The organism is Streptomyces sp. SP17BM10 (assembly GCF_036322405.1).
Lineage (GTDB): Bacteria > Actinomycetota > Actinomycetes > Streptomycetales > Streptomycetaceae > Kitasatospora.
Map to the genome: position 1 here is coordinate 315,440 of NZ_JAQYXB010000675.1, position 17,020 is coordinate 332,459.

Consider the following 17,020-nt stretch of genomic DNA (forward strand, 5'->3'; position numbering starts at 1 on the left):
CGGCTCTGGTCCGGGCCCGGCTACCCGCGGGTAAGCTGCGGCTCTACCAGCGTCGCGACGGCAGGACGGAAGGCATGGGGATACGGCTGCTCGGCCCGGTGGAGCTCGCGCTCGGCACCGGAGCCCCCACCGCGCCCGGGGGTGCCCAGCGGCGGGCGGTGCTCGCCCTGCTGGCGCTGGAGCTGAACCGGACGGTCGCGGTGGAGCGCCTCGCCGGGCTGCTCTGGGACGACGAGCCACCCGCGCACCCCAGGGCCGCCCTCCAGGGCCACGTCGCCGCGCTGCGCAAGCTGCTGGCCGGCTCCCCCTTCGAGCTGACGACCCGCTCCCCCGGCTACCGCCTCACCGGCGACCCTGCCGACGTCGACGCCCTGGCCGCCGGGGCGCTGGGCGCGCGGGCCGCCGCGACGGAGGACGACGCGACGGCCGCCGCGCTGCTCGAACGGGCCCTGCGGCTCTGGCAGGGCGCGGCCCTCGCCGACCTCCCGGCCACTGCGCCCGCCGAGGCCCTGGCCCTCCGCCTGGACGAGGCCCGGACCGGCCTCCTCACCGCGTGGGCGCAGCGCCAACTCCGCCTCGGGCGCGGCTTCGCGGCCGTCCCGGCGCTGGAGCAGGCCGTCGCCGCGGACGGGCTGCGCGAGCCCGTCGCCGCCCTGCTGGTCCGCTGTCTGCACCGGAGCGGCCGGACGGCCGCCGCGCTGGAGGCCTACCACCGGGCCCGCGCGCGCCTCGCGGGGGAACTCGGCGTCGCGCCCGGCCCCGAGCTCCAGCAGGCCCTCGCCGACGTGCTCGCCGACGATCAGCCGGGCGGGAAGCCGAACGAGAAGCCGGCACCCGCGCCGTGGGCGACACCCCCACTGTCCTCGGCACCCACGCCGTCCCCGACACCCGAGCCGCCCACCGCACCCGACCAACTCCCCACCCCGCCGCGCGGGTTCGTCGGCCGCGAGGCGGAGGAGCGCTGGCTCGACGCCCAGTGCGGCCCGGACCGCACCGGGGACGGGCTGGCCGTCGTGGTCGGTCCGGCCGGGGTCGGCAAGACGGCGACGGCGGTCCGTTGGGCGCACCGCGCCGCGCCCGGTTTCCCGGACGGCCGGCTCTTCGCCGACCTGCGCGGTTTCGACCCGGCCGGGCCGGCCGACCCTGCGCACGCGCTCGGCCGCTTCCTGCGCGCGCTCGGCGTGCCCGAACCGGCGATCCCCGAGGACCGCCCGGCCCGCGCCGCACTGTTCCGCGAACGCACCCGCGGGCGTCGGCTGCTGGTCGTGCTGGACAACGCCCGCAGCGCCGACGACGTGACCGACCTGCTGCCCGCGGGCCCGGACTGCGTCGCGGTCGTCACCAGCCGCAACAGCCTGGAGGAGCTGGTCGTCGCCGACGGCGCGGCGATGCTCCAGGTCGGTGTGCTGCCCGCCGCCGACGCGCACCGCCTGCTCCAGCTCCGCCTCACCGCCGAGCGCGTGGCGGCCGAGCCCGAAGCGGCCAGGCACCTGGTCGAGCTGTGCGACCGCCTCCCCCTCGCCCTGCGGATCGCCGCCGCCCGCCTCGCCGCCCGGCCTGGCTGGCAACTGGCTGACCTGGTAGCCGAGTTGACCGACGAACGCACCCGCCTGTCCACCCTCGCCACTGCGGACGGCACCCTCGGCGTCCATTCGGCCCTGAGCCTGACGTACCGTCACCTCCCGTCGCACGCAAGGGATCTCCTCCCGCTCCTGACCCCCCACCCCGGCACCGAGGTCGACGTCCACGCCGCCTCCGCGCTGCTCGCCGCCGACACCGACGCGACCCGGCTGGCGCTCGGCTCCCTCGCCGCCCACCACCTGCTGACCGAGACCACCCCGGGCCGCTTCGCCCGCCACGACCTCGTCCGCCTCTACGGCGCCGAGCTGTTCGCGGGCCTGCCCGCCGACCGCCGGCAGGACGCGTTCCGCCGCCTCGCCGACTACGAACTCCTCGCCACCGGCACGGCCGTCCGCCGCCTGAACCCGTACCACGAGCCGTTCCGGCCTCCGGGCACCGAGCACCTCGCCCTCCCCCGCCTCACCGACCCGCGGGCGGCGCTCGCCTGGTGCCACGCCGAGGAGCCGGTGCTGCGCGCACTCGTCACGGCCGCCGCCGAGCGCGGCGAGCACGAGCGCGCCTGGCGGCTGGCCCGGGCGACCGCCACCCTCTACTACGGCGCCGGGCGCGTCCACGACCGCCTCGCCTGCCTGCGCGTCGGGCTGGACGCGGCACGGGCGAGCGGCGACCGCGAGGGCCTGGCCGCGATGGAGGCCACGACGGCCTGCGCCCTCGGCTCCACCGGACGCGTCGCCGAGGCGCTGCCCCTCGCCGGGCGGGCCGTCGAGCGCACCACCCCGGAGGACGGCGACCTGCACATCCACGCCCTGTCCGTGCGCGCCTCGATGACCGCCCTCACCGGCGACCAGGCCGGCGCCGACCGCCTCTCCGACGCCGCCCTCGCCCTCGTCCGGCGCACCGGCCTGCGCGAGCACGCCGCCACCGTGCTCAGCAACGCCGCCGCGCTCAAGGTCGTCCTCGGCGCCCCGGCCGCCGCACTCGACCTCGCCCGCGAGACCCGTGACCTGCTCGCCGCGCAGCCGACCGCCAACGCCTACCTGTGGGCGATGGTCAACGAGGCCTTCGCCCTGCACGCACTGGACGACCCGTACGCCGCCGAGCTCACCTGGCGCGAGGCGCTGCACCTGTGCCGCTCCTCCGGCAACGTCCGCCTGCACGCCCTGGCACACCGTCATTTCGGCGAGTTCCTGGACTCCCGGGGCCGCTGCGCCGAGGCCGCCGAACACCGGCGCACCGCCGGCGAGCTGTACACCGCGCACGGGGACGTCCACCTGGCCGCCGGCATCGACCGGCTGCTGTCCCGCACCCCCGAGGCCCCCCGACCCCTGGAGGCGACATGACCGTTCACCACCTGGACTGCGGCACGATGTGCCCGCTCGGCGGCCGCGCGCTGACGGGCGGCGGCGGGCGACTGCTCGGCCTGCTCTCGGCGCACTGCCTGCTGGTCGAGGGCGCCGACGGCCTGGTCCTCGTCGACACCGGCTTCGGCACCGACGACGTCGCCCGCCCGCGGGAGCGCCTCGGGCGCCGCTTCCTGGCCACCGTCCGTCCCCGGCTCGACCCCGCCCGCACGGCCCTGCACCGGATCCGCGCCCTCGGGCACGACCCGCGCGACGTCCGCGCCGTCGTGCTCACCCACCTCGACGTCGACCACGCCGGCGGTCTCGGCGACTTCCCGCACGCCGAGGTCCACGTGCTCGCCGACGAACTCCGCGCCGCCCGCGCCGGCGCCACCTTCAACGAGCGCGACCGCTACCGCCCGGCCCAGTGGGCGCACGGCCCGCGCTGGGTCGAACACCGGCCGGACGCCGCCACCGAGGACTGGTACGGCTTCCGCGCGATACCCGTCCTCCCCGGGGCCGGCACCGACGTCCTGCTCGTCCCGCTCGCCGGCCACACCCGCGGCCACAGCGGCGTCGCCGTGCGCACCGGCGACCGCTGGCTGCTCCACGCCGGGGACGCCTACTTCAACCACGCGGACATCGCCCCCGGCTCCCCGCGCCGCCCGGCCGGGCTCACCGCCTTCCAGCGCCTCCTGGCCGTCGACAACCCCGCCCGCCTCCACAACCTGGACCGCCTGCGCGACCTCCAGCGCACCCGCTCCGAGGACGTCCGGATCATCTGCGCCCACGACCCGGCGTACCTCCCGGTTCAATGACCCGTCAGCCGTCCGGCCCAGCACCGCGGGCGGGCCGGGCGGGCTGCTGCGATCTTCGGAAGGCACCCGGCCGAGTCCGACCCGCCGGGACCGTCGTCCCGAGACCGTGGAGGCCCGGATGTGGCAGGCTCCCCCCGCCCCCGTCAGCCGTGAGTGGCTCCCGGTGCTGGACATGCCGGGGCCCGGGCGGCAGAACCGCTGGACGGTGCTGCTGCGCGCCCTGCTGCTGATCCCCCAGTTCGTCGTGGTGTGGGTGCTCTCGGTGGTGGCGTTCTTCGTCACCGTCATCGGCTGGTTCGGCGCGCTCGTGCTCGGGCGCCTGCCCGGCTTCGCGGTGGACTACCTCAGCGTGTTCGTCCCGTACGACACCCGGGTCACCGCGTACCTGATGCTCACGCTGGACCGCTACCCGCCGTTCCGCTTCCGGGCGCCGGAGTACCCGGTGCAGGTCGGGCTGCGGCCCGGGGAGCTGAACCGGCTGGCCGTGCTGTTCCGCATCGTCCTCGTCATCCCGGCGGCGATCGTGCAGGGCCTGGTGTACGCGGGGTGGTGGATGGTGGGGGTCGTCATCTGGCTGGTCGTGCTGTTCCTCGGCCGGATGCCGCAGCCGTTGTTCGAGGCGACGGCCGCGATCCTGCGCTACCGGATGCGCTTCACCGCCTACCTGGTGATGCTCACCTCCGCCTACCCCAAGCGCCTGTTCGGCGAGGAGGCGGGCAGCGAGCCGGACGGCCCGGCGTCGGCCACCCGCCCGCTGGTGCTGAGCGGCGCCGGGCGCGGCCTGCTCGTCGCGTTCGTCCTCCTCGGCGTGGTCTCCTGGACGACCAGCTCGATCACCGCCTCGCTGAACTCGGACCACCACGACGACAACTCCGTCAACCCGACCGAGCACGTCATCGCGCCCCTGGTGCCCGGCCCCGCCGACCGCGCGCCTCAGAGCCCGCTCGGCCAGTTGTAGCTGCTCGGCACGGTGACCTTGGCGTTCTCCTCCGCCGTGCCGTAGACCAGGGCGATCTCGTCGTGCGCGTGCAGGATGACGGCCGCCGGGTCGCCGGCCACCGCCTTGCCGTCCACGTACGTGGTGAGCGTGTGGGTCGCGTCGGTGCGCAGCCCGCCGAGGTGGTCGGCGGCGGCCGAGACCTGCCACTCGGTCAGGAACTGGCCGAGGCTGAAGTCTGCCTGCACGGGCGATTCGATGTGCAGGACGCCGGTGGTGTCGTGGGTGTGCAGCGGGCTGAGCTTCTGCGCGGCCTCGTCGATGCCCACCAGCGCCGGCACGGTCACGGGCTGACCGTCGGCGTAGACGTCGAGGTGCGTGTGGATGTGCAGGGCCTCCCCCTCAGCGCCCAGCATCGGCAGCCCGGCCGCCTTCACGGCCGCGGCGGCGTCGGCGGGCGCGTCCCAGGGCGGCGGGGTGGTGCGGCCCTCGGCGGTCGTGCGCGGGTGCGCCGGCACGCCGGAGGGGGACGTCGAGTTCTGGTTCGTCGCGATCACGCCGGCGATGCCGCCGATCACGGCGAGCGAGAGCACCCCGACGACCCCGCCCACCAGCCATCGGTGCCGACGCTCCCGGCGGGCTTCCTCCGCCCGGAGCGCGGCGGCGCGGGCCCGCCGTTCGGCCGGCCCCGGTTTCTGCGCTGACATGGGTGCGGGCCTCCTCGGTCGAGGTAGCTGCCCTCTTCAGCGTGGCAGAGTCGGCGCGGCTCGGCGCGCCGAGTCAGTGGCGGTGGTGGTCTTGACCGTGCTCGTGGTCATGACCGTGCTGGTGGTCGTCGCCGTGCTGGTGCTCGTCGCCGTGGGCGCCGTGCTCGTGCTGCGCGTGCCCGCCGTCCGGCGAGCCGCCCATCATGCGGAGCATCGCCGTCCCGCCCGTCCGGAAGAACCGCACCACGAGGACCGCAGCCAGCAGCAGGAAGGCGATGTTCAGCCACGTCGTGTAGTTCCACTCGACGCCCGCCATCGGGATCTCCGCCGTCCGCTGGTCCGGCACCAGCCCGAGCCCGCCGAAGACGAACTCGACGACGTATCCGGCGACGACCATCGCCGCGTAGAAGGTGCCGAAGAGGAACAGCACCATCCGGCGGCCGTAGTACTTCCGGTAGATGCTGAGGATCGGCAGGATCAGCAGATCCGCGAAGATGAAGGACACCACTCCGCCGAAGCTGATCCCGCCGTTCCACAGCACCACCGCGAGCGGCACGTTCCCGATCGAGCAGACGAAGGACGCGACCGCGACCAGCGGGCCGACCAGCGGCCCCCACAGCTTGCTCGCGAGCGGGTGGTCGACGATGAAGAACGCCTGCCAGAAGCTGTCCGGCACCCACGCGGCGATCGCCCCGGCGATCAGCAGGCCGATCACGAGGTCCTTGAGGATGGCCGCCCACTCCATCACGAACACGTGCGAGACGGAGGTGACGCCCTCGCGCGAGAGCAGCCGCTTCGCGAACGCCCCCTCGCCCCGCACGGACATGTCCATCGCCGCGTGCCCCTCCATCGAGCCGGCCCGGCCGTGCTCGGCCTGCTCGCGCGCCTCGCGCAGCAGGCGGTCCCGCAGGAACAGCCGGAACAGCAGCGCGAGCAGCAGGATCATCACCGGGCCGCCCACGAACTCGGCCGCGGTGAACTGCCAGCCCAGCAACAGGGCCAGGATCACGCCGAGTTCGATGACCAGGTTGGTCGAGGCGATCTCGAAGGCCATCGCCGCCGTGAAGTCCGCGCCCTTGCGGAACAGCGAGCGCGCCAGCGCGACCGCCGCGTACGAGCACGACGAGGAGGCCGCTCCCAGCACGGAGGCGACGGCCAGGGTGCGCGGCCGGTGGTCCCCCAGCAGCCGGACGATCGTCGCCTTGCGCACCACGGCCTGGACGACGGCGGACAGCAGGAAGCCCAGCACCAGGGCCCAGGTGATCTCCCAGGTCATCGAACCGGCGATGGACAGGGCGTGCAGGATCGCGTGCATGTGGTGGTTCGCCTTCCCCCGGGGCTCCCCGGCTTCCAGCCGGACCGGTTTCGGATCCTATACCCCATCAGGGTATTCGGGAGACGCCGCCCCGACCGACCGTTGACAATGAGTGCGCACCCGAGCACCCTCACGGCCACCCGACGGCCTACGATGGCCGGATGAGCAGTGGCACCGAGCTGGCAGATGCACATCACTCGCACCAGCGCGCCGAGGAGCGGCTCGACGTCGCCGCCACCGTCCTCGGACTGCTGGCCGACCGCACCCGCCTCGCCCTCCTGGAGCGGCTCGGCGAGGGCGAGGCCGACGTCACCACGCTGACCGAGGCCACCGGCGCCGCGCGCCCCTCCGTCAGCCAGCACCTGGCCAAGCTGCGGCTCTCCGGCCTCGTCACCACCCGCCGCGACGGCCGCCGGGTCGTCTACTCGCTGCGCCACGGCCACCTGCGCCGGCTCGTCGACGAGGCGATGAACGTCGCCGACCACCAGATCCGGCACCTGCCGCCGCACGACTGACACCCCCCGCGGGGCCCCGCCGGGGCCGTGTTCGACCGACACGTGCACACGTACGCACGCATTGACTATCATGGGGCACGTCTCCCACCGCACTCTGACCACCGGGACGGCCCGATGCTCTCCGTGCTGCGCAACCGCTCCTACCGCCACCTGTTCACCGCACAGGTCGTCGCGCTCGTCGGTACCGGCCTGGCCACCGTCGCGCTCTCCCTGCTCGCGTACGACCTCGCGGGCGCCGACGCGGGCGCCGTGCTCGGCACCGCGCTCGCGATCAAGATGGTCGCCTACGTCACGATCGCCCCGCTGGCCGGCGCGATGGCCGGGCGGATACCCCGGCGGGCCCTCATGGCGGGCATGGACCTCACCCGGGCCGGGGTCGCGATCACCCTGCCGTTCGTCACCCAGGTGTGGCAGGTCTACCTGCTGATCTTCCTGCTCCAGGCGGCCTCGGCGGCGTTCACCCCGACCTTCCAGGCCACCATCCCCGACCTCCTGCCCGCCGAACGCGACTACACCCAGGCGCTGTCGATGTCCCGGCTCGCCTACGACCTCGAGTCCCTGTTCAGCCCGGCGCTCGCCGCCGTCCTGCTCACCGTCGTCCCGTACAACTGGCTGTTCGCCGGCACCACCGCGGGCTTCCTCGCCTCCGCCGCCCTCGTCGTCTCCGCCGTCCTGCCCAAGCCCGCCCCGGTCGAGCGCACCGGCGGCGCCTACGCCAAGGCCGCCTTCGGCTCCCGCCTCTTCTGGGCGACCCCGCGGCTGCGCGCCCTGCTCGCGCTCGACCTCGCCGTCGCGGCGGCGGGCGCGATCGTGTTCGTCAACACCGTCGTCGTGGTCCGCGAGCACTTCCACCGCCCGGCCGGAGCCGTCTCCCTCGCCCTCGGCGCGTACGGCGCGGGCTCGATGCTCGCCGCCCTGCTGCTCCCCCGGCTGCTCGCCCGGACCGGAGACCGGCGGGTGATGCTCCCCGCCGCGTTCGCGCTGCCCGTCGTACTCGCCGCCGTCACCGCGATCACGGCCGCCGGGCCCGGCGCGTGGGCATGGGCCGCGCTGCTCGCGGCCTGGGCCCTGATCGGCGCGGGCAGTTCCGCCGTCCTCACGCCCGGCGGCCGGCTCATCCGCCGCTCCGCCGCCGACGGGGACCTCCCGGCCGCGTTCGCCGCCCAGTTCTCGCTCTCGCACGGCTGCTGGCTGCTGACCTACCCGCTGGCGGGCTGGCTCGCGGCGGGCCCCGGACTCCCGGTCACGGCCGTCGTGCTCGGAGCCGTCGCGCTGGCCGCCGCGACCGGCGCCGCCGCCCTGTGGCCCGCCCGCGACCCCGACACCCTCGGCCACCTCCACACCGACCTCCCGCCCGGCCACCCCCACCTCAGCGGCGCCCACCCGGCCGGCACGGGCGGCTGGCGGCACGTCCACCACTACGTGATCGACCAGCACCACCACAGCTGGCCCCGCCCGGTGGCGGGCCACTGAGCGAAGGGCCGGCGACGTCCCTCCGCGCGGGCCGACCGCTCGCGCCACCGACACCACGCGCCCCGCGGGAAGCCGCCGAACCCCGGGCCCGAAAAAGTTCTTCCCGTCGGTGTCGATTCCCTGCGCCGCCGTTCGACCTGAGGTAGAGAGGGTTCGACGGACGACCCCCGACACCGAGGAGAACGACGATGGCCAAGTACATGCTGATCATGCGCGGCACCGACGAGACGATGGCCAAGATGATGGAGACCCCCTTCGAGGAGATGCTCGAAACCGTCGGCCGCTTCAACGAGGAACTGATCAAGGCCGGCGTGCTCGTCGCCGCCGAGGGCCTCGACGACCCGGGCCAGGGCGTCGTGGTCGACTTCAGCGGCGACACCCCCGTCGTCACCGACGGCCCCTACGGTGAGACGAAGGAACTGTTCGGCGGCTTCTACATCATCGACGTCGCCTCGAAGGAGGAGGCCGTCGAGTGGGCGAAGCGGATGCCCGCCATGACCGGGTCGAAGTGCGAGATCCGGCGCGTCCCGGCGATCGACGAGTTCCCCCAGGACAACGAGTGGATCGTCAAGGAGCGGGCGTGGCGCGAGCGGACCGGCCAGCTGTGACGGAGCCGGTGCCCACCGACGGTCCGCCGGGCGGCGAATCCGCCCGGCGGACCGTCGAGGCGGTCTGGCGGATCGAGTCCGCCCGGATCGTCGGCGCGCTCGCCCGCTACACCGGCGACTTCGAACTCGCCGAGGACGTCGCCCAGGAGGCGCTCGCGGAGGCACTCGTCTCCTGGGCGCGCGACGGCGCCCCGGCCAACCCGGTCGGCTGGCTGCTGGCCACCGCGCGGCGACGCGCGATCGACGGCTTCCGGCGCCGCTCCGCCCGGGACGAGCGCTACGCCCGGCTCGCGGGCCGCCTCGCCGAGGGCGAGGCGGCCACCGGCGCCCTCGAACCGCCCGACCGCACGGACGAGTTGCCCTGGGACCCGGACCGCGTCGACGACGACGTCCTCGCGCTCATGTTCATCGCCTGCCACCCCGTGCTCTCCCCCGAGGCCCGGGTGGCCCTCACCCTGCGCGTGGTGGCGGGCCTGTCCAGCGAGGAGATCGCCCGCGCGTTCCTCCTCCCCGTGCCGACCGTCCAGGCCCGGATCACCCGCGCCAAGAAGACGATCGGCGCCGCCGGCGTGCCGTTCGAACTGCCGCCGGCCGACGAGCGCCGCGCCCGGCTGGGCGCCGTCCTCAGCGTCCTGTACGTGATCTTCACCGAGGGCTCGACGGCCACCAGCGGCGACGACCTGCTGCGCACCGACCTCGCCCGCGAGGCCGTCCGGCTGGCCCGGATGCTGGCCGCGCTGCTGCCCGCGGAGCCCGAAGTGCACGGCCTGCTGGCCCTGTTCGAGCTCACGGCGGCCCGCTTCCCGGCCCGCACCGGGCCGAACGGCGAGCCGGTGCTGCTGGAGGACCAGGACCGCCGCCGGTGGGACCGCTCGGCGATCCGCCGCGGCCGGGCCGCCCTCGACCGCGCCGCGGCGGCCGGGCGCGGCCTCGGACCGTACGGCCTCCAGGCCGCGATCGCCGCGTGCCACGCCCTGGCGCCCTCCGTCGCGGAGACGGACTGGGAGCGCGTCGTGCTCCTTTACGAGGCGCTCGGCCGGGTCGCGCCCTCCCCCGTCGTCGAGCTCAACCGGGCGGTCGCGGTGGCGATGGCGAGCGGCCCGCAGCCGGCGCTGGACCTCGTCGACGACCTCGCCGCGACCGGCCGCCTCAAGGGCTCCCACCTGCTGCCGACCGTCCGCGCCGAACTCCTCGCCCGCCTCGGCCGCACCGCCGAGGCCCGCGCCGAACTCGACCTGGCCGTCCGCCTCTGCGCCAACACGCGCGAACGGTCCGTCCTCCTGCGCAAGGCCGCCGCCCTGGCCCCCGGAGGCGAGGGAATCCGCGGCTGACTCTTCTCCCGCCCATGCCGGTTGATGAATCCTGGCGCCCGCACCGGCGAGGACCACGGCACGAGGAGCTACCTCGACGTCGTCCGCTGAGCCTCGCGGGCCACCTGCCGGCCGTCCTGGCGCGGCTCGGCCGACGCCGCCCGGGCCAGGACGGCCAGCCTCCGCGCCGCGGCCCGGCGTTGGAGCGCGCCCAGGGCCGTCACCGCAGCGCCGAGGCCGATCCAGCCGAACGGGCCGGCCGTCATCACCACGCCCGTCAGCAGCAGCGGGCCGGCCGACTTCTGCACCGACTGGGACATCCCGGCCACGCCCAGGTAGGACGCCCGCGCCTGGGGCGGGGCCAGGCTCACGGCCAGCTCCCAGGAGCTGACCGAGCGCAGCAGTTCGGCGAAGGTCACCAGCGCCCCGGCCGCGAGCAGCGCCGCCGAGGCCGCCCACGGCCCGCGCGCGGTCGAGGCGGCCAGCAGCAGACAGCTCGCGAGCAGTGTGCCGCCGTACCAGGCGAGCGACCTGATCGCCCCGCTCGGGCCCTGCGCCCAGGCGGAGACGCGCAGTTGGAGCAGCACCACGAGCACGGTGTTGAGCACGAGGAAGGCGGGCACGAGCGCGTGCGGCGCGGTGGTGTGGTGGACGAGCCAGAGCGGGAGGCCGACGTTGAGCACGGAGTCGTCGAGGTTGAGCGGCATGTCGAGGAGGACGAAGAGCAGGTAGCCGCGGTCGCGCCACGGGCTTCCGCCGCTCGCCGCAGGCCCGCTCGGCGCGGCGCTGGGCCCGGCGCTGGGCCCGGCACTGGGCCCGCTACTCGGCCCCGCGCTCGGCGTCACCACGAGCCCGTGCCCGGCCGGTTCGCGGGTCCGCCGGACGAGGGCCGCGGCCAGGACGAAGGAGAGCGCGTTGGCCAGGATCAGCGCGCGGTAGGCGGTCACCGTGCCCACCGCGAGCCCGGCCGCCGAGATGCCCGCGCCGAGGGCGTAGCCCGCGTTGGCGACGCTGCGGAAGAGTGCCTGGTACTCGCCGCGCCGCTCGCCCGCGACCCGGGTCGCGAACAGCATCTCCAGCGTCTTGGCGCCGCGCTCGCCGAGGCAGGTGAGCGCGACGAGGAGCAGCATCAGGACGTACTGGTCGACGACGAGCAGCAGGGCCATCGTCCCGAGGCGCAGCAGGTGGCAGGCGGTCAGGAGGCCGCGGACGGTGAAGCGTTCGGCCGCTCGGCCGGCGAGCGGCGAGCCCGCGATCCCGGCGACGGCGGCGACGCCGAGCAGGAGGCCGAGCCGGCCGGCGTCGAGGCCGCGGACGAAGGTGAAGTACAGGACGGAGGCGGCGGCCCAGACGCCCGTCCCGGTGCGGTCGACGAACTGGGCGAGCAGCATCGTGCGGGCGTCGCGTCCGCCCGGTGGCCGTCGCAGCTGTCCGAGCAGCCCGTCCCCGCCGTGTCCCATCGTGCCCCCCGTTCCGTCCCGGGGGCCGCCCCCGGATTAATCTCGACATCAAGATACTTCACATCAAGAGTCCTGGCGAGATCCGGGGGTCCGGGTTCCGCTCGCCCCGGCCCTGGCCCCACACTGGCGCGGGCACAAGAGAGCACAGGAGCGCACGGACGAACGGGGGCCGACATGGCACGCGGCAGGAGCAAGAAGCAGAAGAGACCGCTCAGCGACGGGACGTTCCGCCCGAAGACGGCCGCCAAGAAGGCCAAGAGGCGGCCCCGCAAGGACCGGCCGCTCAAGCCGCGGACCGTCCGCGTCACCGCGCTGCTCACCGGACTGCTCGCGCCGCTGTTGATCATCGGCCTGATGGTGCTCGGCGCGGACCCGGACTACAGCGCGCCCTGCGTGATCGCCGCCGTGGTCGTGCTCGTCGCGGCGCTCGGCGGCCTGATGACCGTCCGGACCACCGGGTGGGTGCTGTGGCCCGGCGTCGTGCTCGGACTCGCACTGATCGTCCTGCCCCTGGAGGTCGTCCGGGCCGAGGTCACCGCCCACCGCGCGGTGCGGACCGACGCCGTGGTCACGTGGGCCCACCCCGAGCGGGACCGGCGCGGCCTCGTCGGCTGGAAGTGCGGGATCCGCCACGCGGACGGGACGCCGCTGGCACACGGCGAGTACACGGGTTCGGGCTGCTCCGGCCCGTCGAGCGTGGGCGAGCGGGTCGTCGTCCTGGCCGACCCGGGGAACTACGTCCCCCCGGTCGGCACCGACTACGACCTGGCCTACGTCGACCTCGGCGCCTACGCGGTCGCCGGCGCGGGCGCGCTCTGGGGCCTGCTGGCCCTGGCCGCCGCTCGCCGGACGCTCCGGGAGAGCTCGGGCCGGTGAGGCCTCAGCCGGGGAGTCCCACCGACAGCGCGTGGTGGAAGACGTCGAGCGGGTCCCAGCGGGCCTTGGCCCGTTGCAGGCACGGGTAGCCCTCCTTGTAGTAGAGGGTGTGCCAGGGCACCCCCGAGGTGTTCCAGGCCGGATCTGCGAGGTCGACGTCCGGGTAGTTGATGTAGGACCCGTCGCTCACCTCACCGGGCACCGGCACCCCGCCGGTGTCGGCGTACACCTCGCGGTAGAGCTCGCGCAGCCAGGTCAGGTTGGCGCCGTCGTCCGCCTCGTCGGCCCAGATGCTGTGGAACACCGCCTTCATCACGACGTCCCGCTGAGCGACGGCGGTGGCCCCCGGCGCCACCGTGCGCACCTGGCCGCCGTAGCCGACCAGCAGCATGCCGCAGGCCGGGGTGCCGGTTCCGTTCTTCAAGTGCCGGTAGATCGCGGCGAGTTGGGCGTCCGTGAAGGAGCGCTTCAGGTACGCGGCCTTGCCCTTGTAGCGGCGGGTGAGGAGGTCCCCGGACTCGCCGTTGCCCGGCCAGGTCATGGCGTAGAGCCAGGGCAGCGTCTTGCGGCCGCCGCGGGAGGTGTCGAGGCCGGTGCCGGCCACCAGCTGGTTCAGGAAGTCGGTCACGATCCCGTCCGCCCCCGGGATGCCCGCGTCGATCTGCACCACCAGCCGGAAGCCGCCCGCGGTGTGGTGCGACGGCTCCAGCACCGCGTACAGGCCCGCGGCCGGGGAGCCCGGATCGCTGTTGCGCTCGTGCCAGGTGCCGAAATTGCGCAGCAGTCCGGTGAACGCCTGCTCCGTCATCACCGCCGGGTCCCACGGGAACTCCACCAGCGCCTCCAGCAGTTCGCCCGGGGCGGGCGGCAGCAGCCGGCCCGGGTCCGGAGCCACCGAGCGGGCCTCCGCGTCGGCGGCCGGCGAGCGCAGCCAGTAGCGGGTCACGACGCCGAAGTTGCCGCCGCCACCGCCCGTGTGCGCCCACCAGAGGTCCCGGTGCGGGTCGTCCGGCTCGCGCGTCGCCACCACCGCACGGGCCGTGCCGTCCCCGTCCACCACCACGACCTCGACGGCGTACAAGTGGTCCACCACCGAGCCGTACCGCCGCGACAGCGGCCCGTACCCGCCGCCCACCAGGTGCCCGCCCGCGCCGACCTCCGGGCAGCCGCCCGCCGGGATCGTCACGCCCCAGGCCTTGAACAGCGTCCGGTAGACCTTGCCGAGCGTCGCCCCCGGCTCGACGGCGAACGCCCGGCGCGCCGGGTCGTAGCCGACCGCGTCGAGCTGCGAGAGGTCCAGCAGCATCCGGATCCCGGGGTCGGCGGTGAAGTTCTCGAAGCAGTGCCCGCCGCTGCGCACCCCCACCCGACGCCCGGCCCGCACGGCCTCCCCGACCGCCCTGACCACCTGTTCCGTCGAGCCTACGACCCTGATCTCGTCCGGCCGCCCGACGAAGCGCTGGTTGTCGGCGAGCAGCAGGCTCGCGTACCGCGGATCCCCGGGACGCACGCTCGCCGGGCCGAACGGCACGGCGCCGCGGTCGGGTTCACGGGCGGGGTCGGGTCCGCGGGCGGGGTCGGGTCCGCGGGCGGGGTCGGCCGCCGCCGTGCCGCCGACGGCCCCGGCCAGCCCGGCCGCGAGACCTCCGGCGGCGGCGAGCAGACCGCGTCTGCCGAGGGTGGTTCCGTGCTCCTGACCCATCGTCATCCCCTCTCACCGGTGCGCGTCCCTGTGATTATGTGGCCTCCCGTGCCCAAGTCCGGTGAGACCGACATGCCCCGAACTCCACGGCAGATCTTCGAGAGCCCCGTCCACGCCGGAGCCCCGAGTCGCAACGCCGAAGCCGTCGCCGAGATCGACACGGTCCTCGACAGCCCGAAGCTTCCGCGTCCGCGGCGACAGGATCACCGCCGGCGCGACCACTTCGCGCCGGACCCGACGGCCACGCACGCAGCCGCCTCGCCCGATCCGGGCGAGGCGGCTGCGTGCGTTGGGTCCGCGGAGGCGGTGGTGGCGCCGGCCTCAGCCGACGGTCAGGCGGAACGGGCCGGCGAGGACCGAGTAGCCGTCGTCGGCGAGGTAGTAGGCGTCGTACGCGCCCGCGCCACCGAGCTTGCCGGTCGACAGGGTGACGACGCCGCTCTGGTTGGGCGTGTAGGCCCAGGTCAGCGAGGAGCGGGAGCCCGGGGTGACGCCCGCCGGGTAGACGCCGACCCAGTTCTTCGCGGCGACCTGGGAGGTGTTCGGCAGCGCGTAGCGGAGGGTGACGTCGCCGCCGCCCGCGACCTCGTTCAGGTCGCCGGTGAGCGTCGGGCCGGTGGCCGTGGACGGCGCGAACGCGGCGTTGAGCGGGGTCGCGTACGTGTCGTTGGCGGTCAGCCCGGGCAGGCCGAGGGCGGACTCGATGGTGCGGCCGATGGAGTAGTGGTCGTAGTGCAGGGGGCTGCTGGTGCCGGCCGGGACGGTGCCCTGCGAGCCGACCGCGATCGTGGCCACGTGGTTGTAGGCCTCGCCCGAGCTCTCGTCCCAGGTGAGGAGCAGCAGGGAGCGCTGCGTGGTCCACGCGGGCGAGGACAGGACCGGGGCGAGGGTCTGCTTCAGCCAGCCGTCCTGGACTTGGAGGCTGGTGGCGTTCCCGTTGCCGGAGGCCTCGCCGTCGTAGTAGTCGTCGGCGGCGATCCAGGAGAAGTTCGGGGTGGTGGCGGCCGACTGGAGGTCAGTGGTCAGCTGCGTGGTGTCGAACAGGTGGGCCGCGCAGCGGGCGGGGTTTCCGCTGATGTCGGTGTAGTTGATGAACGGCGCGTCGTCGGGCTCGTACTTCGCGTCGTACTGGGTGGTGGTGTTGCAGGGCGTGCCCATGCCCTGCTCGTAGGCCTTCCAGGTCTTGCCCGCGGCCTCGATGGTGTCGCCGAGGTTGCGCTGCGGGGAGTTGATGTTGGGCCAGTAGGTGGCGCCCTTGGTGTAGGTGTCGCCGCCCGCGATGGCCAGGTAGTTCTCGTCGCTCGGGTGGTAGACGCCGTGGGCGTCGGTGAGGGTGGCGCCCCGGGCCATCAGGCCGTGCATGAACGGGGTGTCCGCCGGGTCGTTCATGATCTGGTTGTAGTCGGTGTTCTCCATCATGACGGTGAACACGTGGTCGTATCCGGGCACGGCGGACGCGGGCGGGGCGAGCGGGGCCGGGGCGGCGACGGGGGTGTCGAGCGTGAGCGAGAGGTTGTCCAGGTAGCCGGTCTCGTTCGTGGTGGAGAGGAACTGCACCTCGACCTGGATCGAGCGGGCGCCGGCCGGGACGGCCCCGGAGGCGGTCCGGGAGAGGAACTTGGTGGCGAGGCCGCGATCGGTCGCGGAGACGGTCGGCAGCTTGGCGGTCGTGCCGACGGGGTGGCCGCCGGCGTCCTTGAAGTGCAGGCTGACGGCGACGTGGCCGCCGTACGTGGTCCAACCGCCCAGCCAGCCGGCCAGGTTGTAGTGCACCCCGCCGCCGTCGATGGCCGCGGCGGCGGAGGAGACGTCGACGGTCTGCGACATCGATCCGTCGCCGAAGTTCCCCGGGCCGAAGAAGGCCTTGCCAGGCGTGGCCCCGTCGTTCGGCAGCCCGAAGGAGCCGACGCTCTGGCACATCACGTTGACGCCGCCGGCCTGGACGGTCCAGCCGGGGACGGTGGTGGCGGCGCTCCAGTCGTTGGTGCAGTAGCCGCCGGCCTCCGCGTCGCCGTTGACGATCAGGTTGCCGCTGCCCGCCGCCGCGTGGGCGGTCGCGGGGGCGGCGACGGCCGTCGCGCCGAGGAGGGGGAGTGCGGCGAGCAGCCCGCCGAGGGAGCTCCAGCGCAGTCTCATCAGGGGTACCTCGTCCCGTTGGTGAGGGTGGTCGCCATGGCTTCGCGCCATGAGCGGACTCAGAAGTACCGGCCGGTGCTGTCCGATGGAAGAACGGCGACCGAACTTGCTCAGACAACTTTGGGTGTGCGGCGAGGTGACACGGGCACGATCGGATGCCGCCGCTCCCCTGACCGGCTCCGTGGGCCAGACAGTCCGGCTCGGCAGTGCAGCGGCGCAGCGGCCGCCCGGTGCGAGGTGCG

Annotated in this window: 13 protein-coding genes; 8 read left to right on the top strand and 5 right to left on the bottom strand. The window is 74.6% G+C overall.

The window, feature by feature from the left end; translation table 11 throughout:
* Positions 1-74 precede the first annotated feature (74 nt).
* From PUR71_RS37160 to PUR71_RS37170, 3 genes are all read left to right on the top strand, one after another.
* Positions 75-2,921 (top strand): AfsR/SARP family transcriptional regulator, encoded by a 2,847-nt coding sequence (locus PUR71_RS37160; RefSeq protein ID WP_329931673.1) that lies wholly within the window; start codon positions 75-77, stop codon positions 2,919-2,921.
* On the top strand, positions 2,918-3,739 hold the full coding sequence (locus PUR71_RS37165; protein WP_329931674.1) for an MBL fold metallo-hydrolase: 822 nt from the start codon (positions 2,918-2,920) through the stop codon (positions 3,737-3,739). The genes PUR71_RS37160 and PUR71_RS37165 overlap by 4 nt, the downstream gene beginning before the upstream one ends.
* 118 nt (positions 3,740-3,857) lie before the next feature.
* Positions 3,858-4,697, top strand: coding sequence for a DUF4389 domain-containing protein (locus tag PUR71_RS37170; protein ID WP_329931675.1), 840 nt, complete (start codon positions 3,858-3,860; stop codon positions 4,695-4,697).
* Here the strand turns inward: PUR71_RS37170 and PUR71_RS37175 are convergent.
* On the bottom strand, positions 4,673-5,383 hold the full coding sequence (locus PUR71_RS37175) for a hypothetical protein (protein ID WP_329931676.1): 711 nt from the start codon (positions 5,381-5,383) through the stop codon (positions 4,673-4,675). The genes PUR71_RS37170 and PUR71_RS37175 overlap by 25 nt on opposite strands.
* Before the next feature lie 73 nt (positions 5,384-5,456).
* Positions 5,457-6,698 (bottom strand): permease, encoded by a 1,242-nt coding sequence (locus tag PUR71_RS37180; protein WP_329931677.1) that lies wholly within the window; start codon positions 6,696-6,698, stop codon positions 5,457-5,459.
* A 161-nt stretch (positions 6,699-6,859) separates the two neighbouring features.
* On the opposite strand from PUR71_RS37180, the gene PUR71_RS37185 reads away from it, so the two are divergent.
* The 4 genes from PUR71_RS37185 to PUR71_RS37200 all read left to right on the top strand — a co-directional run bounded on the left by PUR71_RS37185 (position 6,860) and on the right by PUR71_RS37200 (position 10,625).
* Positions 6,860-7,213 carry an ArsR/SmtB family transcription factor gene (locus PUR71_RS37185; protein WP_329931678.1) on the top strand — a complete coding sequence of 118 codons (354 nt, stop codon included), beginning with the start codon at positions 6,860-6,862 and terminating at the stop codon, positions 7,211-7,213.
* Between the two features lie 114 nt (positions 7,214-7,327).
* Complete coding sequence (locus tag PUR71_RS37190) at positions 7,328-8,686, top strand: MFS transporter (protein WP_329931679.1); 1,359 nt, start codon at positions 7,328-7,330, stop codon at positions 8,684-8,686.
* 188 nt (positions 8,687-8,874) lie between these two features.
* Positions 8,875-9,294 carry a YciI family protein gene (locus PUR71_RS37195; RefSeq protein WP_329931680.1) on the top strand — a complete coding sequence of 140 codons (420 nt, stop codon included), beginning with the start codon at positions 8,875-8,877 and terminating at the stop codon, positions 9,292-9,294.
* A complete protein-coding gene (locus tag PUR71_RS37200; protein ID WP_329931681.1) occupies positions 9,267-10,625 on the top strand; it encodes an RNA polymerase sigma factor in 1,359 nt (452 codons plus the stop codon). The genes PUR71_RS37195 and PUR71_RS37200 overlap by 28 nt, the downstream gene beginning before the upstream one ends.
* Positions 10,626-10,693: 68 nt before the next feature.
* Here the strand turns inward: PUR71_RS37200 and PUR71_RS37205 are convergent, their stop codons facing one another.
* Positions 10,694-12,064 (bottom strand): MFS transporter, encoded by a 1,371-nt coding sequence (locus tag PUR71_RS37205; RefSeq protein WP_329931682.1) that lies wholly within the window; start codon positions 12,062-12,064, stop codon positions 10,694-10,696.
* 174 nt (positions 12,065-12,238) lie between these two features.
* Here PUR71_RS37205 and PUR71_RS37210 point away from each other — a divergent pair, with 174 nt between their 5' ends.
* Positions 12,239-12,940 carry a hypothetical protein gene (locus PUR71_RS37210; protein WP_329931683.1) on the top strand — a complete coding sequence of 234 codons (702 nt, stop codon included), beginning with the start codon at positions 12,239-12,241 and terminating at the stop codon, positions 12,938-12,940.
* 4 nt (positions 12,941-12,944) lie between these two features.
* Here PUR71_RS37210 and PUR71_RS37215 read toward each other — a convergent pair whose 3' ends face one another.
* Complete coding sequence (locus tag PUR71_RS37215; RefSeq protein WP_329931684.1) at positions 12,945-14,648, bottom strand: FAD-dependent oxidoreductase; 1,704 nt, start codon at positions 14,646-14,648, stop codon at positions 12,945-12,947.
* 315 nt (positions 14,649-14,963) lie between these two features.
* Positions 14,964-16,778: an alkaline phosphatase family protein gene (locus PUR71_RS37220; protein WP_329931685.1), complete on the bottom strand. Its 1,815-nt coding sequence runs from the start codon at positions 16,776-16,778 to the stop codon at positions 14,964-14,966.
* Positions 16,779-17,020: the final 242 nt, after the last annotated feature.